The organism is Mesorhizobium sp. B2-4-6 (assembly GCF_006442775.1).
Lineage (GTDB): Bacteria > Pseudomonadota > Alphaproteobacteria > Rhizobiales > Rhizobiaceae > Mesorhizobium.
The window spans coordinates 296,215-316,264 of the sequence record NZ_VFVI01000008.1 but is presented as its reverse complement, the minus strand read 5'-3'; the positions used below and the strand labels follow the sequence as shown (position 1 = coordinate 316,264).

Sequence of the window (20,050 nt, the reverse complement as noted above, 5' to 3'; positions counted from 1 at the left end):
TGTCCGAAAGGACGACCAGGATTCATTCGGTCTCCTTCCCACTTCAAACCATACACCAGAACCAACACACAGGATTCCAGGGTCTGTGCGCGTCGCTTCGCTCCTTGCTCCGCCCTGGAATGACGAAGATCGGAAGCTTACGGCTGATCGCGAACGTTGAGACTTGCACCCCGTTGGCAGTCGGGATGAGATGGTGCCCAGAAGAGGCGTGACAGGGGCAGTATCAAACCGCCTGCCGATCCGGCGCAAAGCCTTACGTACCAAGGGATTGGGGCGTCTGAGCGTCTCCGGGGGTCCGGGTTGTGGTGGACCTCTAAGATGGCCTATTGGTGGACCTCGGTCAAGCCGCTCTTAGCTCTGGTTCGGCCCGGCAAGTGGTGCGGGCTGGTTTACATTCGCAAGCTTTGTCAGCACCTCAATTTCAGCCCTTACTCTGTCTATCTCAGGCCGATTGGCCCGACTAAATTCCGCGAGTTCGACGAACGTGGTGCTGTCCGTTCGCATCGCGTCAAGCTTCTGCAACAGGGGTTCGACGCTCTCGATGTTCGCAATGGCCTTAATCAGGTAATCCGTCATCGTGCTTTGCGTCCACTTCGGCAAGAGCTTCTTGCCGCAGGCTGTGGCGCATGTGTTCAGGAAGTTGAATGTCTCAACCAGCCTCGCCTGCTGTTCTGCCGGCGAGCCGGCTGCCCATAGCCGCTCTTCCATCTCACGTATCTCTGCAGCGAGCTTGAACATTGCTTCGACATCGCGGGATTTTGTCGACGACCGAAGCTCCCGTGCATTGAAAATCAATCCTATCGCAGAGAGGAACACGCCCGCCCCGACAAAGGCTGTCTCCCAGTCGGTTGCCAACGCGCTACCTCTTCGCGTTGTTGCCGCCTGAGCTGCTGCCACTTCCATCCCCGCCACCTTGGCCGCCTGCGCCGCCGCCACTTTGGCCGCTACCAGCGGTCGACGATGTGCCAGCCGCCGAAGCCAGTCCTTGTTGGAGGTTCGCCATAGACGCCCCCTTCTCCAAGTTCACGTACTGCGGTCTACTGGGCGCGTTTTGCGGTCCGCTTGGAACATTTTGCGGTCTGCTGGAGCTGCTTTCCTTGTCGTTTGCCATGTCGCGGCGGTCCTCTCCGGTTGATAACATTCATGTGGGGATGCGACCTGACGTAAGCAAGACGCCCCGACACACCTCTTGGGGCGATGCATCGGGGCAGGGATGGTGTTGCTGGGTGGGTTAGTCGCTGTAGGCTGAACCGTCCTTACGAGCCGCAGCTATGGCTTGGGCATGTCCGTGGAAGACGTGCCACTCGCCCTTGGCTGCAGCCCTGCGCAGCGCTGGGTAGTCCGCCTGGTCGACATGCTCAAGGTACGTCGCCAAGCTCAGCCCATGCTGCCGCAGAACGTTGCGGTCGAGGTGCTGACTGAACGCAGCCACCACGACATCCGCTTCCACCTCCTCGATCCCAAAGGTTTCTCCAGTCGGGATTTCTCCGGTCTCCACGTAGGCGTCGACGATGAACTGCTGCTGTGTCTCGGAATGGGTCTCCCGAAAGCGGTCCAAGCTCTGGTCAGCCATGCGCACAAACTCGGCATGTTGCTTCTCCTCCTTCTGGTCGGCTGTCAGTTCCTCGTCATCGGCCTCGGTCTTCTCGTCGGCCTTACCTTCCCCGGTGGGCAACGGAGCGGCCTCAGCCGCCCCGTCACTCTCGGCCCCCGGGGTTACCTGAAAGACTTCGGCGCGGCGTAGCCACGGGCAGCCAGCCCGTCGACCACGGCCTTGTTGAACTCGGCCTGCGTGATCTGCCCGACCTCGGCCATGTCCTTGGCCTGTCGGTAGGAGACCTCGATTCCGCCGAGAACCCTGACAGTGGTCCTCTCCACCTCTGCCATGGGCGGGATCACCCCGGCGCTCTGCGAGGTGATTACGCGATTGGTGCTGAAGCCCATGCGCTGGGCCTGAAGCTGGGCATTGTTCCGCACGGACAGTTCCACCGCCCGGTCGATCTCTTCCCGCTTGGCGCGCTCTGCCGCCTCGGTTGCCACGGCGTCTTGCTTGGCCCTGTCAGCTTCCGCCTGTGCAGCCTGGGCTCTCATCATAGCCTGAGCCAGCGGCGTGTTGTCGGTCTGATAGACGTAGTTCTGGTCGGTGTTCATTTCATTTCGTTCCTTCTGGGTTGAATGCTGGATTACCCCTTACTCAGGTGAAGGGGATATTGCTGTGGTGGTGAAGGCGTCGCGCGCCTGAGCGCTGATGAAAAGGGGCTCCGAACTTTGGAGACCCCCGGAGGATCGCAGCAAGCCCTCGCCGTTCTCCCGCTCAATGCGGTAGATGATCATTACCGCCGAAGGGTGAACCCATAGGTCGCGGCCTCAGGGTCGCTTTTGTATGGTCCATGCAAAGCTGCTTGGCTTCCCATGACTTTGTTGTCGGCGACGACAATCTTGGCGCCCTCAGGACGCGCGCTGGGTGTGGCCGGTGTGGCCGGTCGAGAAAGCCCGCCGCTGCCTCCGGCGACCCCTTCCCGTGGCGCTGAGCCGGTGGGCCTCATAAAGACCTCGGTCATACCTCGGGCAACCGCTGCCGGCTCCAGCTCTGGGTAGCCATAGACCATGTAGCACCGGTCAGCGACGGTCAGGACATTGGGTATGCCCGTCAGCCGCTCCAGTTCGCTTGACGTCCCCGCCTCGGCCTTCCTGAGGGCTTCAACGATGGCGAGGGCCGTCTCCCGGCTGGGATAGTCTTCCGGTGGCAGGAAGCCTCGCAAGCCGCTCAGTCCGCTGACGCTCATGCCCGGTTCCCCTTCGATGTCATTCGGCCCATCCGGTAGAGGTACGCGATGGGCGACCCTTCGGGGTTCACCGTCTCGTCATCCACCATGTGCGGGTCGAGGGTCCCCATGGCAACAAGCCGGTCGATGGTCTGGTGATACTGCTTCACTTGCTCAGGGCTCATCGCCCGCCATTCCTCCTTACGTGGTTGGATCACGACGCCCTCGGCAGTCTTCCGCCTCTGGTCCCGCCGCGCCTTTGCTTCCTTCAATGACTTTGTTCGGCGCATCTTCGCGCGCTGTGATAGTGCCTCGTCGGGTATCACCCGCTGGCCTTTGATGGGGTCGAGCGTCAGCCGTTCCCGGCCCCCTCGATCGGCTCTGTCGTCGTGGTCGAGCTTGTGCCGCTTGCTTCGCCTGTCCTCGCCCTGGCGGACCTTGGCCTCGGCAATCTTGCCGGCGACCACGGCGTTCCAATCTGCTTGGGTGAAGCTCTCGGCCTCGGTCGAGGTCGTGACCAAGAAGAGCACTTCCCGGTCTGTCAGTCCCCTCGGGTCGTCATGTGCCTGCATGATCTGGAAGGCTGTCGGGCGATAGACGCAACTGCCGGTCTCGCTGACCATCCCCTGCCAGCCCCGCACGGGGTCATGCTCGATGGTCGACGTCCCGTCCGGGTGCTGGTCGAGGTATTGCGCCATGAACGCCGTGACGGCCTCATGGGTGACGTATCGGTCGAGGTGGTCGTTCGGGTCCCATCCGGGTGACCTCAGCGTGACCAGCGCTTTCTCATCGGGGCTCATTGTCTCCTTTCGTCTCAGGGGGGTGCCTCTGATTGTTTCTGTTGGGAAATCTGCTGCGATCTTCCGTGAGTAACGGAAGCCTTGATGTGGAAAGAGCGCCCCGATGGGGGCGCCCTGTGTAAATTGCACCCCGTAGTGATTACACAGGCGGGGCCTCAGAAGTCCTCGTTATCGACCTCAGCGGCCTGCCTCTGGTCCTCGCTGAGGTGATCCCTCAGGAACCCATACACCTCCGGCAGCTTCCGCCCGAAGTAGCTCGCCAGTGCCATGGCGGCGATCTCGGGGTTCAATGCCAGCTTGGTCGAGAACTTCTTGGTCAACTCGTCGGCGTACCTGTCAGCAACCTGTTGCATCCACTGCTCCCGCTCATCTTCTCCGTTGTTCCCGTGATCCTTCCCGTTGGCCGCAAGGCGAGCCCGGAACCACGACGAGAAATCCCCCGCCTGTTCCCCTAACGCCTTCTTAGCGCGCCGCATGATGGACACTTGGGCTTCCGAGATGCCCGACGCCTTCGCCACCGCTGCCTTGCTGTGCCTGTCGATCAGCACCAGCCGCCATGCGAAGTTCTGCCGGTCGGTGTTGTCCATCGGCAGCTTGGCCTTCGAGTTGGCCTCACCAGCCACCAGAACGGCCTCCTCCGGTGTCCCCTCGAAGTAGGTGACGGGAACCGGCGCGGCCCACTTAGCGGCCCCGTAGGCTTCAATCCGATGGTGCCCGTCGATCAGGATGAACCTTGATCCCGCAACTTGTGGGGATGGCTCTCCTGCTGAGGTGATTGAAACACCTCTCCCGACCACCATAACGGTCACCGGGTCGAGGACCCCAACCGCCTTGATTGCCTTGACCAGTTCCGACACATGCCGCTCGCTGATCCCGCCCCTCGGCTGAAACAACACGGGCACCGTCTCGATGTCCTGTAGGTGCAACTCTGGGGGACCTTGGGCTGCCCCGGTGAACTGCTGTGTCAATTCCTGGAGGTGATCTCCAGCGTTCATTCTCGCTCCTTCTGTTGTTTCCGTTGGGAAATCTGGTGCAATTCACCGCTGATCAGCGACGGCTGTCCACCATGAAATGCATGGATAGGCAAACACGCGTCTGAACATTCGTAGGCTCGCACCTCACCAAGACCGACCACCCCGGAAACACCTTCAAGCGCCCCCGGAAGGAGCAACGGAGGTGCCTGTCGGGTCTACAACAGGGTGGTCGATCTCGGTGAAGCGCGTTGCGTAGTGCTAGTGGGCTGACAATCGCCTTCGTAGTGCTAGTGGGTCACCTATTCAGCAATCGCTAATGAACGACCTTCACAGCTAGTGGATGGGTTATCCCGCCGTCAGCACCTTCTGGACCGCCGATGGCGAACACCCGGCTTCCTTGGCGATCTGCCTCACAGACCGTTTCTCAGCCTTCAAGGCCTTGATCAGGTCGTGGTCGAGGGTCACCGGCCTGCCGGTCTTCCACGGCTCACCCTTGGCCTCGGCTTGGGCCTTGGCCTTGGCAATGCCTTCCATCTGCCGTTCTTTCCGTAGGGCGGTCTCAAACTCGGCGATGCTGGCGAGGATGCCGAACACCAGCTTGCCCGTCCGGGTGGTCGTGTCCAGCGAGGCGTCGTCCAGCACCTTGAAGCCGACACCCTTCTTGTCGAGGAGCTTTACGATCTGGTGAAGGTGCGCCGCCGATCTCGCCAGACGGTCCACCTTGGTCACCGTGAACACGTCACCCTCACGTGCGAACTCCAGCGCCTTATCAAGCTCTGGTCTGGTCTCGTCCAAGCCGGACCTCTTCTCGCTGAATACCTTCTCGGCCCCGGCAGCCCTCAGTTTCTCCAACTGGGTGTCGAGGTCTTGGCCGGTGGTCGAGACGCGGGCATATCCGATGATCATGGTGTTCACTTTCCTCTAAGAGCGTTGGTGTACAACACTTAGTGGACGATTAGTGCACATGTCAAGCGGTATGTTCACGAAGGTATAGGTTTGTGCACAATCAGGGCAGGAGGCGCGCAACTGGGGCCGCACAGAAGAATGCGATCACCGGGCAAATGAACGCGCCCCAAGCGTAGAAGTCGGGACTTGCGTTTGATGAGCCGCGCACGGCCTTCGTCAGGAAGGATGCCAAGAGAGCAAACCCCCCGCCGATCACAATGGACGCGGCGAACATACCGACGACGATTAGGAGGGCCCATCCCCACCAATGCGGCTGCTGCTCGCCGGCATAGGCCAGCCATGCCAGCCCCGCGAACCACCCGAGTATGGTCGTCTTGCTGCTGTAAGAATTGGCAGTTTCAATCGAGATCATTCGTTCCCCCTGGTCAGTTGATTGAGTGCCCCGATGGTTGCCGACCGTGCAAAGGAAAGCAAGGGCCGATAGGGGGTACGGGGGGTCGTCGCGCGAGCCAGTTATCCGATCCCCCTCTCGGAAATTTGCTCCAAACATTTCGACCTCCTAAATTACCTACATGATAACCATCAGGTACGAACTTCGGGAAGACCCCGCCGGCTGGACGGTCTGGGACCTCTACCACGACGAACCAGTCACCCATGGGGGTCGCCTTGCGGTGGGCCTGACGCGGCTCTATGCGGACGATCTGGTGGCGCTGCTGGTCGCCTCTGACATGAAGCGAACGATCACCCGGGGGCCTGCCTTTTGAGCTTGCGTTGGTTCTCCCCGCCGGTCCCCGTGAAGACCAGGAAACCGGGTGCCCGATACGAGGTCAACTCCGTCGAGGCTGCCTCCGAACAACTCCTCGGGTGGACCAAGAAAGGGCCACATTGGCGACGTGCCGTAAACTGCTGCATGGCTGCCCTGGAGGACAAGGCAACCACCAGTGAGGTCCGAAGGTGCTTCCGTCTGGCTGCCAAGGAGGAGGGGGTCCTTCTCCCCGATCTCTGAGGCCCTATAACCCCACCCTGCCGGCCAGCTTTTCCGTTACTAACGCCAAACCGTTACTAACGCTCAGCGCGTAGGGCTTCGAGTTCCTGCCGCAGTGCCCCAATCTGTTTCCAAGCCTCCGTCAACGCTTCTTCAAGTGCAGTAATCTTGGCCTTCTGGTTAGCACGAAAGCGTCTCTGGCGTTCGGCATTGTCGGCACGTTGGGCGGCGAGGTTCCGTCGAACCTGTTCCTCGTATTGTTCCATCGTCAAGCCCGTCTCTTCGAGGTGGCGCCTGATGAGTTCCTCAATTGGGGGGATGTCGTCGAACATAGTTGTCATTGAAGAGCCTTCCGCAGCGCTCTTGTCGCCACCTCAAGCCGCGCCTCAGGCCCGCCGTAAGCCTCGCTCACAGCCCCTGACGAATGACCGAGGATCATGTTCTGTACCGCCTCCGGCACACCAGCCCTGACGAGCTTGTCTTTGAGCGTGTGCCGCAACGAATGCACCGTGACCTTGGGGTCGGTGACCACCTTGCGGACGTGCTTCATGAGAACCTGTGACGCCGCCGTAGCGCCGCCTTCTCGGGCGTAGGTTGGGAACAGCAGGGCGCGGTCTCCCGCCGCCTCGCGGGCCTCCTGAGCGGCCTTGAGGGCGTCCCTGACCAGCGGCACCCGCCGCACACTCCCAGCGTTCTTCAAGCGCCTGTGGGGGTGAAACCTGAGGTCGAGATAAGGGTATGTCCCGTCAACGTGTACGTCCTCGACCATGAGCCCGGTGACCTCCGCCAGCCGGCACCCGGTCGGCTCCAGCATCCGCCAGATGCGCTGAAGGTCAGCAGAGGCATGTCCCAACACCCGCACCCGCGCCGCTTTAAGTTGGCTCTCCGAGAACGGCTTGCGGTCCTCCTTGGCCAGCGTCGCCTTCTTGACCTCCAGCCCGTTGAACGGATTGGTCGCGCCCCTGAGGTCGTCAACCTCTTTGATGGCATGTGTGATGATCGCCCGAAGGTCGTTCAGGTATCGGTGGACCGTCGCCGGGGACATGTCACCGTCAGCCAGCATGTGGTCTCTGACCTCTCTGGCGTCAGTACGGGTCAGCGATCTGATCTGTGGATCACCACGGTTTAGTGCCTTCTCGACGTGGCCTTGCACACGCTCCACCCGTTGCCGCTTCTTGGTTTCGTCAGCCGTGCCCTCAACCTTGTCTTTGAGGTACAGCTTGACGGCATCCGCAAGTGTTGGCTCAGGCTTCCGGTCGGGCACCACCAAGGCGCGATAGAGGTCACCCTGTCCGGTCTCCTCCAGATGGTCGGCCAAGGCGTCAGCCGTGTTGGCGGTCATCGGTCCCCACTCGGCGACCTGTCGGGTTGCCCATTGGTATCGCTCAAGGTCGGTCTTGGGCTGAGCCTTCACAGGATGCCCTTTCGTTGCCGCCTTCAACTCGGCCTCGGCCTGTGTGTGGGCCTTGCCATAGTGTCGCAGCACCTCGGCGGGCGTCCTGCCCAGGGGAAGAATGATCCACGCCTTTCCGAGAACGGGTCGAAGGAAGGGGGGCACCTTTCGCCGATAGCGATAGTGCGCTTTGCCCGAGGGTTGGTGAACGTAGGGCAGATTTATGTCCACGGGTGAACCTCCTGGAGGACCTTTAAGTGGACCTCCGGGGACGCTCAACGCCTTGATTTCCTTGGATTTCACGGTCTTGCGCGGGATAAATGGTGCCCAGAAGAGGACTCGAACCTCCACTCCTTGCGGAACACGGACCTGAACCGTGCGCGTCTACCAATTCCGCCATCTGGGCTGGTGCGGGCTCATGTAAGCGGGCAAACGATATGTGTCAACGCGCTTTTTTCGTTGCATGTCGCCCAAAAGTGCCAGCGGTTTTGGGATATCGACATGCAGCAAAACAAAAATAGGCCGCCTTGGCTGGCCTAATGGCCTCACCCCTCCAGCACGTCCTTCGACGCCACGGTGGAATCGGCGTTGAGCTTGTAGATGACCGGCACGCCGGTGCCGAGCTCGAGCTTGACGATCTCCTCGCCTGACTTGCCGTCCAGCGCCATGATCAGCGCGCGCAGCGAGTTGCCGTGCGCGGCGACCAGCACCGTCTCGCCGCGCAGCACATGCGGCTGCACTTCGTGCAGGTAATAGGGCCACACGCGCGCGCCGGTGTCCTTCAGGCTTTCGCCGCCGGGCGGCGCGATGTCGTAGGAACGGCGCCAGATATGCACCTGCTCCTCGCCCCATTTCTTGCGCGCGTCGTCCTTGTTGAGGCCGGAGAGGTCGCCATAGTCGCGCTCGTTGAGCGCCTGGTCGCGGATCGTCTCCAGGTCGCTCTGGCCGACGATGTCGAGGATGTGCTGGCAGGTTACCTGCGCCCGCTTCAAGGCGGACGTGTAGGCGATGTCGAATTTCAGGCCGCGCGCCTTGAGCTTCTCGCCTGCGGCAAGCGCCTCGGCTGTGCCCTGCTCGGTCAGCCCGACGTCGCGCCAGCCGGTGAACAGGTTCTTCAGGTTCCATTCGCTCTGGCCGTGGCGCACGAGCACGAGAGTTCCCGACATGTCAGCTCCTATAGAGTGTTTGGATAGGGATCAGCTCAGGCCGAGCACGTCCCGCATGGAATAAAGTCCGGGCTTTTTCCCGCGCGCCCACAGCGCTGCCTTGACGGCGCCGCGGGCGAAGATCGCCCGGTCCTCGGCGTGGTGGGAAAGCGTGATGCGCTCGCCGGTGCCGGCAAGGATCACGCTGTGGTCGCCGACGACGGAGCCGCCGCGCAGCGTGGCAAAGCCGATCGAGCCCGTCTTGCGCACTCCGGTATGGCCGTCGCGCACCCGCACGCTGTTGTCGGCAAGATCGATGCCGCGCCCTTTCGCCGCTGCTTCGCCGAGCAGCAGCGCCGTGCCGGACGGCGCGTCGACCTTGTGCCGGTGGTGCATCTCCAGGATCTCGATGTCGAAATCGTCGGCGTCGAGCGCCTTCGCCGCCTGCTCGACCAGCACCGCCAGAAGATTGACGCCGAGGCTCATATTGCCGGATTTGACGATCGTGGCATGGCGCGCCGCGGCGGCGATTCGGGCATTGTCGTCGGCCGAGCAGCCGGTGGTGCCGATGACATGGACGATGCGCGCCTGCGCGGCATAGCCGGCGAATTCGATGGTTGCCGCGGGCGCGGTGAAGTCGAGCACGCCATCGGCCCTGGCGAAGGCCGGCAGCGGATCGTCGACGATCGGCACGTTGATGATGCCGATGCCGGCGAGCTCGCCGGCATCCTTGCCGAGATGCGCCGAGTCCGGCCGCTCGATCGCGGCGGCGACGCGCGCGCCGGGCATGGTGTGGATGGCGCGGATCAGCGTCTGGCCCATGCGGCCGGCGGCGCCCACCACAACCAAGCCCATATCGCCGGCTTCGCTCATGCGCTTCTCCTGACGGTCTTCTTGGCGCGGCTGCGCGGCGCCGGAGTTTGGCCCGAAGTCTGGCTTGCCTTGACGTCGTCGACAAGCCCCAGCCCCTTCTTGCCCTGGATCCGGTGAAAACGGGCATAGATGCTGTGCGGGTCGGCCATCAGCGCCGCATGCGTGCCTTCCTCGACCAGCCGCCCCTCTTCCAGCACGATGATGTGGTCGGCATTGACCACGGTCGAAAGCCGGTGCGCGATCACGATCGTCGTGCGCCCTTCCATGACATGGGTCAGCGCTTCCTGCACGCGCGCCTCCGCCTCGTTGTCGAGCGCCGAGGTCGCCTCGTCGAGCAAGAGGATCGGCGCCTGGCGAACGATCGCGCGCGCGATCGACACGCGCTGGCGCTGGCCGCCGGAAAGGGTCGAGCCGCCTTCGCCGACCGGCGTGTCGTAGCCTTCCGGCTGCTGGCGGATGAACTCGTCGGCCGCCGCTTGTTTCGCCGCCTGCTCGATCTCGGCGTCGGTGGCCGAGAGCCGGCCGTAGCGGATGTTATCGCGGATCGTGCCTTCGAAGAGATAAGGCGCCTGCGCCACATAGGCGATCGATTGGCGCAGCGAATGCTTGGTCACCTTGGCAATATCCTGGCCGTCGACCTCGATCGAGCCCTCGTCGACGTCGTAGAAGCGCTGCAGCAGCGCCACCATCGTCGACTTGCCGGCGCCCGATGCGCCGACGACGGCCGTGACCTTGCCGGCCGCGGCGGTAAAGCTCAAATCCCTGAGCACCGGCATGTCGGCGTTGTAGCCGAATGTCACATGGTTGAAGCGCACCTCGCCGGTAGTGACCTTCGCTTCGACCGCGTCGGGGGCGTCACCCTGCTTCGGCTCGAGGTCGAGCAGTTCGTAGATCATGCGCGCGTTGACCAAGGCACGTTCCATGCCGACCTGTGTCCGGGCCAGGCGTCTTGCCGGGTCATAGGCCAGGATCAGCGCGGTGATGAAGGAAAACACGGCGCCCGGCGGCTGTCCGAGCACCAGCGCCCGATAGCCGGAATAGGCAAGCACGGCGGTAATGGCGAGGCCGCCCAGGATTTCGGAAATCGGCGACAGCCGCTCCGCGACGCGGGCGATCTTGTTGTTACGCTGCTCGGCCGTGTCGGCCATGATGCCGATGCGGCGCGCCAGCTCGTCCTCCAGGGTGAAGGCCTTGACGACGGCGATGCCTTGGGTGGCCTCCTGCACCGATCCGTTCAGCCGCGAGTTGATCAGCACGGATTCCCGGTTGATCTTGCGCAGGCGGCGGGTGATGTAGACGACGGCCCAGATCAACGGCGGCCCGATCAGCAGCGAGCTGAGCGACAGCACCGGATCCTGGTAGATCATCACGCCGAGAAGGGCGACGAGCGAGACCGCGTCGCGGCTGATGGAGGTTAGCGTCAGCGACAGCAGGTCTCGGATGCCGCCGACATTCTCGTTGACCTGTGCCGCCAGCCGGCCGGAACGGGTCTCGTTGAAGAAGTTGACGCCGAGCTTCATCAGATGGTCGAAGCTGCGCTTCTGGTAGCGGGCGACCAGATTGTTGCCGATCGTCGCCAGCGCCACTGCCTGGCCGTAGCCGGCGAAGCCGCGCAGCAGGGAGGCGCCCATGAAACCGGCGCAGATCCAGACGATCATGTCGCTGCGCCGTTCGTAGAAGATCTGGTTGATCATCGGGGCCATGATCCACGCCGTGAAGGCGGTGGTGCCGGAAACGATCAGCAGGCAGGCGACGGCGACGACATAGGTCCAGCGATATTCCTTGCCGTTTTCGGCCAGGATGCGGCGCAGCACCGCGCTGACCTCGGTGGGCTGGACTTTCAGTTTGAGGGAAGTTTGAACAGTCAAATCAGGGCGCTTCGTGGTTTTCCGCGTGTCGGATGGGCCGCATTTCGGCATCCTCTTAGCGCCCCGGCTACGGCTTGCCTATGGCGAAACTTCGTCGCGGCGGCCGATCGCCAACCCGAACGCTGGCGCGATCAAGCCCGCCAGTGCCGGCCCGCCGTCTGCACGCCGAACAGCGAAGGCGTCCTGGCATAGGCGGCGAGCCCGAGCAGTGCCGCCAGCGGATGGGTGATGACATAGACCGGCATTTCGCGCATCAGCGCGCCGTGCGGCGCCTTGTCCTCGAACGCGGCGCGGAAATTGCCGGCTTTCAGCGCCGGCACGATCTTCTGCGCGATGCCGCCGGTCAGGAACACGCCGCCGCGGCCCATGAACACAAGCGCGAGATCCCCCGCTGTGCGGCCGAGGCAGGTGACGAACAGCGCCAGCGCCTCCTCTGCCACCGGATCGGATTTGGCGAGCGCGGCCGCCGTGACCTCGGCCGGCGTGGTGAAAGGCGTCGGCTTGCCGTCCGTCCTGGCGACGGCGCGATAAACGTTGACCAGCCCGCGTCCGCACAGGATCTGCTCGCCGGAGATGCGGCCCTCGAGCTTGTCGATATGCGGGAACACCTCGAAGTCGCGCGGCGTGCGCGGGCCGATATCCATATGCCCGCCCTCGCCCGGCACCGGGATCCAGTGGTCGAGCGCATGGATCAGCCCGGCGACGCCAAGTCCGGTGCCGGGGCCAAGCACGACCCGGCTCGCATTGGGTTCCGGCGTGCCGCCGCCGATCTTTTCCATATGCTCTTCGCCGAGCGCCACCACGGCCAGCGCCTGCGCCTCGAAATCGTTGAGCACGACGACCTCGCTCAGGCCCAGATTGGCGAACATCTGCCGGGGCTTCACCACCCAGGGGCAGTTGGTGAGCGGGATCTCGTCGCCGTCGACCGGCCCGGCGATCGCCAGCACCGCCGAGTTCGGCTGGATGGACGAGCGGTCGAGCACCGCCGCCTGGATCGCCTCGTCGATGGTCTTGAAATTGGCCGTCTGGACGATCTGCGGCTCGGTGGCTTCCGAATTGGCGTCGAGCACGATCGAGAAGCGCGCATTGGTGCCGCCGATATCGCCGATCAGGACCGGAAACCGCAGCCCTGTCTCGTTCTCGCCTGCCATTTTTTCGCGCGTCCCGTTCCTAGCCATCTGGCACTTGTCTGTTCGTTGAACTAGCGCATGGGCCCGCAAAGTGAAAGCGGCTTCGCTTCCGGCTTCCCCTCCCTTTCAGCGCCTACCTTGCCAGTGAGGCGCCTGGCTTCCACGTTGGAGCGGTTCAGCGTCTGTGGAATCGCTGAACCACTCCAACTCTTTGTTTTTCCGCAGTTCCGGGTGGAAAACCGCCGTGCATTTTTCCTGGAATTGCACTAGTTCCCCGGCCGTGGGCGCGGCAGCGGGATGCCGATCTTGGGCGTCGGCGCGAAGGCGCTTGCCGCCGACGGAACCGAGGCGTTGCCGCTGGAGATCGTCTCCGCCGGCTCGGTCGGCTGCGGCTCGGCCACGGCGACTGCGGCGCCGCCGCCATGATAGGTCACTGCCTCCAGCGAAGGCGCGTCCGGCGCATTGACCACGTCCTGGCATTGCTTCGGCAGATTGGCCATCGTCATCATGTCGCGCGCCTTGGGCGCGTCCGGATTTTTGTTCGGCCGCCACGGCTCCTCGGTGAACCACCAGGCCAGCGGCTTGCCGCAGCCATCGTCCCCCGGCGTCGTCTCCTGCGCCTTGCAGAAAGGCGAGCCCGGCTGGCAGCCGATGCGCATGTGGAAATGATAGTCATGGCCCCAGAATGGCCGGACCTTGCGCAGCCAGGAGCGGTCGCCGGTGACGGTGTCGCAGAGCTTCTTCTTGATGCCGGCATTGACCAGGATGCGCTCGACCTCCGGATAGCTCGCCGCGCGCTTCAAAAGCCGCGTATGCGCCGGCGTCCACAGCGCGTCCTTCACCAGATGCGTCTTCTCGTCGACCATCAGCGTCGCGCTCATCGATTCGCGCTGCGCCATGGTCAGCGGCCGCCTTGGCATCGGCGTCAGCCATATGTCGGCGTCGAGACCGATCTGGTGCGAGGCATGACCGGTCATCATCGGTCCGCCGCGCGGTTGCGAGACGTCGCCGACCAGAAGCCCCGGCCAGCCATCGGCTACCGCGTCGCGCGAAAGCTTTTCGATCAGCGAAATCATCGCCGGATGGCCCCAGCGGCGGTTGCGCGAAGGGCGCATCACTTCCCAGGTCGGCCCGTCCATCGGCAGCGCCACGCCGCCGGTGAAGCAGCCCTTGGAATAGAAGCCGAAGGATTGCGCAGGCGCCACGGCCGGCAGTTTCCGGGCGCCGAACAGCTCCTTCGCGCGGGGTTCGGCCGAAATGGCGACAGCCGCCAGCGCGGCCAGCGTCACCAGCGCCAGCGCCGCGGTCAGGAACGGCTTGCGGTCAGGCAGCGATCGCAAATTCATCAGGCTGGGTCCCTCTCCAGTCTATCCATTTGCCGCGCGGTCAGGCGATCAGGAACGAATCGTACCACGTCGCGCGTCCCGCATCGATCATGCGGCTCTGATCGGGCTGCGCGGCGCTCCGTCCCGCCAGTTGCCCTCGGCCCACATCCGCTCCAGCGCCACCCGGTAGTTCGGAAACCGGAAGCGATAGCCGGCCGCCTTGACCGCCTGATTCGCGACGCGCTTGTTCTCGCCATAGAAGGACCGCGCCATGGGCGAAAGTTGGGCGGTCTCGAAGGGAATTTCCGGCGGCGGCGTGACGCCCATCAGCCTGGCGGCATAGGCGACCACATCCTGCGGCGGCGCCGGCTCGTCGTCGGTGACGTTGAAGATGCCGCCGAGATCGTTTTCAGCCAGAAGCCAAAGCGCGCCGGCGATGTCGTCGCAATGGATGCGGTTGAACACCTGGTCCGGCTTGACCAGCCGCCGCGCCGTGCCGTCCTCGAGATTGGCCAGCGCGTTGCGGCCCGGCCCGTAGATCCCGGAAAGCCGCAGGATCGCCGCCGGTTTGCCGATCTCGCGGCCAAGCTCCAGCCATTCCTGTTCGGCCGCCACCCGCATCACCGAGCGTTTCGACACCGGACGGCACGCGCTGGTCTCGTCGACCCAGGCGCCGCCATGGTCGCCATAGACGCCGACGGTCGAGAGGTAGCCGATCCATTCGAGCGCCGGCATCTTTGCCCGGATCGTCTCGCCGGCGGCGTTGAGCACCGGGTCGCCGGCGTCGTCGGGGCCGACCGAGACGATGAGATGCGTGGTCTGTCCAAGCGCATCGCCGAGCTCGGGCGACAGCGCGCCGTCGAAGCGCAGCGGCTCGATGCCGGCCGACCGCAGCGCCTCGAACTTTTCCGGCGCCCGGGTCGTGCCAAAGACCGGCGCGCGGTGCGCGTTGGCCCGCGCGAAAGCCTTGGCCGAATAGCCGGCGCCGAAGATGAAGAAGCGTCTTTCGCTCATCGATGAACTCCCGTCAATCGGCCTTTGCCGGATTCGCCGGCGCCGCCAGCCATTCCTCGCGGACCGTCGCATCCGTTTCGGTTTTCGAAGCCGCGGCGGCGAGGTCGCCAAATTCGCGATCGGACAGCAATCGCGACAGGGCCCAGATTGCCGCACCCCGCACCAGCGGCGAGGCATCGTCGAGCAGGCGGCGCATAATGGGCGTCAGCGACGCATCGCCCGAATTGCCGGCGGCGATCAGCACGTTGCGGATGAAACGGTCGCGGCCGATGCGCTTGATGGGCGAGCCCGAGAAGAATGACCGGAAGCCTGCGTCGTCGAGAAGCAACAGTTCCGACAGCTTCGGCTCGCGCAAATCGGCGCGCGCGGCAAGCTTCGCCTCCGAAGCCGTGCTGGCGAATTTGTTCCACGGACAGGCGGCCAGGCAATCGTCGCAGCCATAGATCCGGTTGCCGATCTTGTCGCGGAACTCGCGCGGGATCGGCCCCTTGTTCTCGATCGTCAGGTAGGAGATGCAGCGCCGCGCATCGAGCCGGTAAGGCGCCGGGAACGCGTCGGTCGGGCAGGCGTCGAGGCAGGCGCGGCAGGAGCCGCAATGGTCGACCTCGGCCGGGTCCGGTTCAAGCTCTGCGGTGGTGAAGATGGTGCCGAGGAACAGCCACGAGCCATGCGCGCGGCTGACCAGATTGGTGTGCTTGCCCTGCCAGCCGAGCCCGGCGGCTTCCGCCAGCGGTTTTTCCATGACAGGCGCGGTATCGACGAACACTTTTACGTCTCCGCCGGCGCGCGCGACGATCTTGCCGGCGATCTCCTTCAGCCGGCCTTTCATCACGTCGTGATAGTCGCGGTTTTGCGCATAGACCGAGATCGCGCCGCGGTCGGACTTCGCGAGGATATCGCGCGGATCGCGGTCCGGACCGTAATTCATCGCCAGCACGATGATCGAGCGGACCTCCGGCCACAGCGTCGAGGGTTCGGCCCGCCGCTGAACCGTCTCGGCGATCCACTCCATCGAACCGTGGAAACCCTCGGATACGAATTCGGCGAGTCTCGCCGGTGCCAGCGGGATCGCGTCCGGCCGGGTCACGGCGACGGCCTCGAAGCCGGCGCGGCGCGCCTCGGCGTCGATCAGCGCGCGCAGGTTCTCAGAAATCGAGGTCCGCATAATGCGACACCGGCGACAGGCCGCGCACCCGGTCGGAAAGCAGCGGCCGGAACGACGGCCGCGATTTCACCCGCGTGTACCATTCGCGCGCGGCGGCATGCTCGCGCCAGTCGATCTCGCCGAGATAATCCAGCACCGAAAGCGTCGCCGCCGCCGCGAGGTCGGCATAGGTCACCTTGTTGCCGGCCAGCCAATGGCGCGTGCCGGCCAGCCAGTTGGTATATTTCATGTGCTGGCGGATGTTGGCGCGCGCGGCGCGGATCGCCGCCGAGTCCGGCGAGCCGCCGCCGGCGGCCTCCGGCATGACCGGCTTCAGCACACGCTCGCGCACCAGATGCCGCGTCACTTCGCTTTCGGCCTTGCTCAGATACCAGTCGGTCAGCCGGCGGATCTCGGCGCGTTGCATCGGGTCCTCGGCGAACAGCCGCTTGTCGCGCTTCAAGACGCCGCGCGTCTCGTCGAGATATTCGGCGATCACCATGGCGCCGACGATCGGCACGTCGCCTTCGGCAAGCAGGATCGGCAGCGTGCCGGCCGGGTTCAGCGCCAAAAACTCCTTGCGCCGCGTCCACGGCTTTTCCTCGATCAGCGCCAGCTCCTCGCCATACTCGCCGAAGGCGAGGCGCGCGAAGCGGCAGGTGGCGAACATGGGGTGATGGAAAAGCGTCAGCATGGTTCCGCGATGAAAAGGCGCACTGGCAATTGGCCGGCCGCGCCGGTAAGTCTTGGCCGCCCGATTCCTGGGGCTGTCATGGGTGTTGCGACCTATAGGGACACTTCCGCCCCATGACAAGCAAGCCCTTCCCTTGGAGCATGATGTCGTCCGAAAACCGCTTCACACTTTTAGGCGTCGTGCTCTAGCCGTCATCCGAGATCAGAGGTTGCCATGGAAAGCCAGACCATCGTCGAAGCGCTGCTGCTCGGGCTTTTGGAGGGCCTGACCGAGTTCATTCCGGTGTCGTCGACCGGCCACATCCTGCTTGCCGGCCATTTCCTCGGCTTCCATTCCACCGGCAAGGCCTTCGAGATCCTGATCCAGCTCGGCGCGATCCTGGCGATCCTCAGCGTCTATTTCAGCAAGCTCTGGCAGATGCTGATCAAGCTGCCCAGCGATCCGCAGACCAGGCATTTCGTCATCGGCATCCTGATCGCTTTCCTGCCGGCCGCGGTCATCGGCGCGCTGGCGCATGATTTCATCAAGACCATATTGTTCGAATCGCCTAGGCTGATCTGCATCATGCTGATCATCGGCGGGGTCGTGCTGCTCGTCGTCGACCGCATCAACTTCAAGCCGGTCCATCACGACGTCGAGCGCTTCCCGACCAGCGTTTATCTGAAGATCGGCCTGTTCCAGTGCCTGTCGTTGATCCCCGGCACCTCGCGCTCCGGCTCGACGATTGTCGGCGCGCTGCTGATGGGCGTCGACAAGCGCGCGGCGGCAGAATTCTCCTTCTTCCTTGCCATGCCTACCATGGTCGGCGCCTTCGCCTTCGACCTTTTCAAGAACCGCAACGTGCTGACCTCGGCCGACCTGCCGATCATCGCCGTCGGTTTCGTCGCTGCCTTCGTCACCGCTTTGTTCGTGGTGCGCTTCCTGCTCGATTATGTCTCGCGCAACGGCTATTCGCTGTTCGGTTGGTGGCGGCTTGTGGTCGGTATCGTCGGGCTGGTGGCGTTGATGGCCTGGGGGTGATTACACTAAGGCGGCGCACCAAACGCCTTCGTCATCCACGGGCGGAGCAAGGAGCGAAGCGACGCGCGCAGACCCGAGGACCGTGACGCGGACCGTAGAACGCGGCGGTCGCGAATAGCTTTCGTTAGACGCGACGCTCTTTGATCCAGATTCTGCACGGTGGCAGCGCGTCTAGGTCACGGCATGGATCCTAGGGTTTCCGCGACGTCGCTTCGCGACTGCTCCATCCTAGGATGACGAACGAAGGGGATCAATTCCGCCCATAGAACGCGTTCTGGACATGCACCGGCCAGCGCCAGGGCAGCACCGCCACCATGTCGAAGCGCATCGAAAGCTTTCCGTAATCCGGTTGGCGCGACAGCCAAAGATCGGCAGCGCCCTCGATCCGCCGCTCCGATTCATGGCCGATCGCTTCCATCGCCTCGATCAGCGTGCGGCGCGCCTTGACCTCGACGAACAGCACGAGGTCGCCGCGCCTGGCGATCAGGTCGATCTCGCCGAGCCTGGTGCGGTGGCGGCGGGCAAGGATGCGGTAGCCTTTCAGCATCAGCGCCAGCGCCGCCAGCCATTCGCCGCGATGGCCGCGCCGATAGGCTTTTCGGCGATGACCGGCCGTGCGCTCAGGCATCTCTTTGTTTGACCATGATCTTTTCCAAAAACCGGGTTCCACTTTTTGGGATCATGGTCTGTCCCTCAGCTCCAGCAGCCGCCGGTAGAGCGCCTGCTTCTGCCCGCCGGTCATTTTCGCCGCTTCGGCCGCAGCCTTCGAGGCCGGCATTTCGGCGGCAAGCGAGAGCAGGAGTCGGTCGATGTCGGCCGGCTGGTCCACCGCCGCCTCCGGCGGGCCGACGCAGACGACGATCTCGCCCTTCGGCGTGTCGGCCGCGGCATAATGGTCGGCCAGCTCGGCCAGCGTGCCGGTGCGCATCTCCTCGAACGTCTTGGTCAGCTCGCGGCCGATGGCGGCTTTGCGTTCGCCGCCGAGCGCCTCGACCATGGCGCCAAGCGTCTCCGCCAGCCGGCGCGGCGATTCGAAGAAGATCAGCGTCGCCGGCACCGCCTTGAACGTTTCGAGCTTGGTGAGCCGTTGCCCGGTCTTCACCGGCAGGAAACCGGCGAACAGGAAGGCATCGGATGGCAGGCCGGAAGCGGTCAGCGCGGCGAGCGCGGCCGAAGGTCCCGGGATCGGCACGACGCGGATGCCATGCTCCAGCGCCTCGCCGACCAGCCGGTAGCCCGGATCGGAGACCAGCGGCGTGCCGGCGTCGGAGATCAGCGCCACGCTCTGCCCGGCCGCCAGCGCCTCGATCAGCTTCGGCCCCGCCTCGCTCGCATTGTGCTCGTGATAGGCGGTGGTGCGGCGGCGGATGCCGTAACGTTCGAGCAGCACGCGCGAGACGCGCGTGTCCTCGCAGGCGACGATGTCGGCGGCGGCCAGCGTCTCCAGCGCGCGCAGCGTGATGTCGGCCAGATTGCCGATCGGCGTCGCCACCAGATAAAGCGCAGGCAGGAGCGGCCGCGCCGCGATCTCGCTTTGCCCGATCAGATAGCTGCGTTTGTCGCCGGTCACCGAATGCCCCTCCTGACCCGCCCTGTTTGGCATGGCTGGCGCCCCGTTGCAAAACGTGAGGTCGGCGTGAGGAAATCGCCATGCCTTTGCCACAGTGCGGAACGAAACCGGCAACGGCGAATTTAACCCCTGATTCCCCGGGAGGAGGCAGGACCGAACGATGCCCAATCGCTTCGACATCTTCATCAGCCGACTTGAAAGCAAAGCCGCCCGCGAGGGCATGCCTCCACATCCGATCGCCGCCGAGTCCGGCGCCCGCCGCGACAAGGCTGACCAGAAGCCTGTCCGCCACGACGAGGCGCATGGCGAGAAGCACCGCGGCAAGCACCGCCAGAAGCACGACGCTTGAACTATTCGCGATCTCGCGCTTCGTCATTCCAGGGCGGAGCAAGGAGCGACGCGCGCAGACCCTGGAATCCATGCCGTTGCATCGAAGCGCCGCCA

The 20,050-nt window shown here is 64.0% G+C and carries 24 protein-coding genes and 1 tRNA gene; 4 read left to right on the top strand and 21 right to left on the bottom strand.

All coding sequences use genetic code 11. The annotated features are described in order from the left end of the window. Positions 1 to 351: 351 nt before the first annotated feature. The 8 genes from FJ957_RS21315 to FJ957_RS21280 all read right to left on the bottom strand — a co-directional run bounded on the left by FJ957_RS21315 (position 352) and on the right by FJ957_RS21280 (position 5,857). On the bottom strand, positions 352 to 936 hold the full coding sequence (locus FJ957_RS21315; protein WP_140834808.1) for a hypothetical protein: 585 nt from the start codon (positions 934 to 936) through the stop codon (positions 352 to 354). Between the two features lie 295 nt (positions 937 to 1,231). Next, positions 1,232 to 1,675, bottom strand: a complete 444-nt coding sequence (locus FJ957_RS21310) for a hypothetical protein (RefSeq protein ID WP_140834807.1) — start codon at positions 1,673 to 1,675, stop codon at positions 1,232 to 1,234. Positions 1,676 to 1,716: 41 nt separating this feature from the next. After that, complete coding sequence (locus FJ957_RS21305; RefSeq protein WP_140834806.1) at positions 1,717 to 2,151, bottom strand: hypothetical protein; 435 nt, start codon at positions 2,149 to 2,151, stop codon at positions 1,717 to 1,719. A gap of 182 nt (positions 2,152 to 2,333) precedes the next feature. Next, the gene (locus FJ957_RS21300; protein WP_140834805.1) at positions 2,334 to 2,786 is read right to left on the bottom strand and encodes a hypothetical protein; all 453 of its coding nucleotides are present in this window, start codon (positions 2,784 to 2,786) and stop codon (positions 2,334 to 2,336) included. After that, positions 2,783 to 3,565, bottom strand: a complete 783-nt coding sequence (locus FJ957_RS21295) for a hypothetical protein (protein ID WP_140834804.1) — start codon at positions 3,563 to 3,565, stop codon at positions 2,783 to 2,785. The genes FJ957_RS21300 and FJ957_RS21295 overlap by 4 nt, the downstream gene beginning before the upstream one ends. Before the next feature lie 155 nt (positions 3,566 to 3,720). Continuing rightward, positions 3,721 to 4,560, bottom strand: a complete 840-nt coding sequence (locus FJ957_RS21290; RefSeq protein WP_140834803.1) for a ParB N-terminal domain-containing protein — start codon at positions 4,558 to 4,560, stop codon at positions 3,721 to 3,723. 324 nt (positions 4,561 to 4,884) lie between these two features. Beyond that, a complete protein-coding gene (locus FJ957_RS21285) occupies positions 4,885 to 5,445 on the bottom strand; it encodes a recombinase family protein (protein WP_140834802.1) in 561 nt (186 codons plus the stop codon). Between the two features lie 100 nt (positions 5,446 to 5,545). After that, a complete protein-coding gene (locus FJ957_RS21280; RefSeq protein ID WP_140834801.1) occupies positions 5,546 to 5,857 on the bottom strand; it encodes a hypothetical protein in 312 nt (103 codons plus the stop codon). 160 nt (positions 5,858 to 6,017) lie between these two features. On the opposite strand from FJ957_RS21280, the gene FJ957_RS21275 reads away from it, so the two are divergent. Both FJ957_RS21275 and FJ957_RS21270 read left to right on the top strand, forming a co-directional pair. Further along, positions 6,018 to 6,209, top strand: coding sequence for a hypothetical protein (locus FJ957_RS21275; RefSeq protein WP_246685904.1), 192 nt, complete (start codon positions 6,018 to 6,020; stop codon positions 6,207 to 6,209). 29 nt (positions 6,210 to 6,238) lie between these two features. Then, positions 6,239 to 6,451, top strand: coding sequence for a DUF982 domain-containing protein (locus tag FJ957_RS21270; RefSeq protein ID WP_140834800.1), 213 nt, complete (start codon positions 6,239 to 6,241; stop codon positions 6,449 to 6,451). Positions 6,452 to 6,507: 56 nt separating this feature from the next. Here FJ957_RS21270 and FJ957_RS21265 read toward each other — a convergent pair whose 3' ends face one another. The 11 genes from FJ957_RS21265 to FJ957_RS21215 all read right to left on the bottom strand — a co-directional run bounded on the left by FJ957_RS21265 (position 6,508) and on the right by FJ957_RS21215 (position 17,016). Continuing rightward, positions 6,508 to 6,771: a hypothetical protein gene (locus FJ957_RS21265; RefSeq protein WP_140834799.1), complete on the bottom strand. Its 264-nt coding sequence runs from the start codon at positions 6,769 to 6,771 to the stop codon at positions 6,508 to 6,510. Then, complete coding sequence (locus FJ957_RS21260; RefSeq protein WP_140834798.1) at positions 6,768 to 8,054, bottom strand: site-specific integrase; 1,287 nt, start codon at positions 8,052 to 8,054, stop codon at positions 6,768 to 6,770. Before FJ957_RS21260 ends, FJ957_RS21265 begins: the two co-directional genes overlap by 4 nt. A 90-nt stretch (positions 8,055 to 8,144) precedes the next feature. Next, positions 8,145 to 8,229: transfer RNA gene (locus FJ957_RS21255), tRNA-Leu, on the bottom strand. A 139-nt stretch (positions 8,230 to 8,368) separates the two neighbouring features. Then, complete coding sequence (locus tag FJ957_RS21250; RefSeq protein WP_140834797.1) at positions 8,369 to 8,989, bottom strand: 2,3-bisphosphoglycerate-dependent phosphoglycerate mutase; 621 nt, start codon at positions 8,987 to 8,989, stop codon at positions 8,369 to 8,371. 30 nt (positions 8,990 to 9,019) lie between these two features. After that, complete coding sequence (dapB, locus tag FJ957_RS21245; protein WP_140834796.1) at positions 9,020 to 9,841, bottom strand: 4-hydroxy-tetrahydrodipicolinate reductase; 822 nt, start codon at positions 9,839 to 9,841, stop codon at positions 9,020 to 9,022. Next, a complete protein-coding gene (locus tag FJ957_RS21240; protein WP_246685903.1) occupies positions 9,838 to 11,760 on the bottom strand; it encodes an ABC transporter ATP-binding protein in 1,923 nt (640 codons plus the stop codon). Before FJ957_RS21240 ends, dapB begins: the two co-directional genes overlap by 4 nt. An 80-nt stretch (positions 11,761 to 11,840) precedes the next feature. Then, the gene (locus FJ957_RS21235) at positions 11,841 to 12,860 is read right to left on the bottom strand and encodes a glucokinase (protein WP_140834794.1); all 1,020 of its coding nucleotides are present in this window, start codon (positions 12,858 to 12,860) and stop codon (positions 11,841 to 11,843) included. A gap of 245 nt (positions 12,861 to 13,105) precedes the next feature. Then, positions 13,106 to 14,185 carry a penicillin-insensitive murein endopeptidase gene (gene mepA, locus FJ957_RS21230; protein ID WP_140834793.1) on the bottom strand — a complete coding sequence of 360 codons (1,080 nt, stop codon included), beginning with the start codon at positions 14,183 to 14,185 and terminating at the stop codon, positions 13,106 to 13,108. Between the two features lie 87 nt (positions 14,186 to 14,272). Then, entirely contained in the window at positions 14,273 to 15,178 is a 906-nt protein-coding gene (locus FJ957_RS21225; RefSeq protein ID WP_140834792.1) for an SDR family oxidoreductase, read from the bottom strand. A gap of 13 nt (positions 15,179 to 15,191) precedes the next feature. Beyond that, the gene (gene queG, locus FJ957_RS21220; protein WP_140834791.1) at positions 15,192 to 16,343 is read right to left on the bottom strand and encodes a tRNA epoxyqueuosine(34) reductase QueG; all 1,152 of its coding nucleotides are present in this window, start codon (positions 16,341 to 16,343) and stop codon (positions 15,192 to 15,194) included. Next, a complete protein-coding gene (locus FJ957_RS21215; RefSeq protein ID WP_140834790.1) occupies positions 16,324 to 17,016 on the bottom strand; it encodes a glutathione S-transferase family protein in 693 nt (230 codons plus the stop codon). Before FJ957_RS21215 ends, queG begins: the two co-directional genes overlap by 20 nt. Before the next feature lie 213 nt (positions 17,017 to 17,229). On the opposite strand from FJ957_RS21215, the gene FJ957_RS21210 reads away from it, so the two are divergent. After that, a complete protein-coding gene (locus FJ957_RS21210; RefSeq protein ID WP_140834789.1) occupies positions 17,230 to 18,036 on the top strand; it encodes an undecaprenyl-diphosphate phosphatase in 807 nt (268 codons plus the stop codon). A gap of 250 nt (positions 18,037 to 18,286) precedes the next feature. On the opposite strand, the gene FJ957_RS21205 is transcribed toward FJ957_RS21210, so the two are convergent. Both FJ957_RS21205 and rsmI read right to left on the bottom strand, forming a co-directional pair. Then, positions 18,287 to 18,664: a YraN family protein gene (locus FJ957_RS21205; RefSeq protein WP_140834788.1), complete on the bottom strand. Its 378-nt coding sequence runs from the start codon at positions 18,662 to 18,664 to the stop codon at positions 18,287 to 18,289. A 51-nt stretch (positions 18,665 to 18,715) separates the two neighbouring features. Further along, positions 18,716 to 19,606 carry a 16S rRNA (cytidine(1402)-2'-O)-methyltransferase gene (gene rsmI, locus FJ957_RS21200; protein WP_181177669.1) on the bottom strand — a complete coding sequence of 297 codons (891 nt, stop codon included), beginning with the start codon at positions 19,604 to 19,606 and terminating at the stop codon, positions 18,716 to 18,718. Positions 19,607 to 19,766: 160 nt separating this feature from the next. On the opposite strand from rsmI, the gene FJ957_RS21195 reads away from it, so the two are divergent. Then, positions 19,767 to 19,955: a hypothetical protein gene (locus tag FJ957_RS21195; RefSeq protein WP_140834786.1), complete on the top strand. Its 189-nt coding sequence runs from the start codon at positions 19,767 to 19,769 to the stop codon at positions 19,953 to 19,955. Positions 19,956 to 20,050 lie beyond the last annotated feature (95 nt).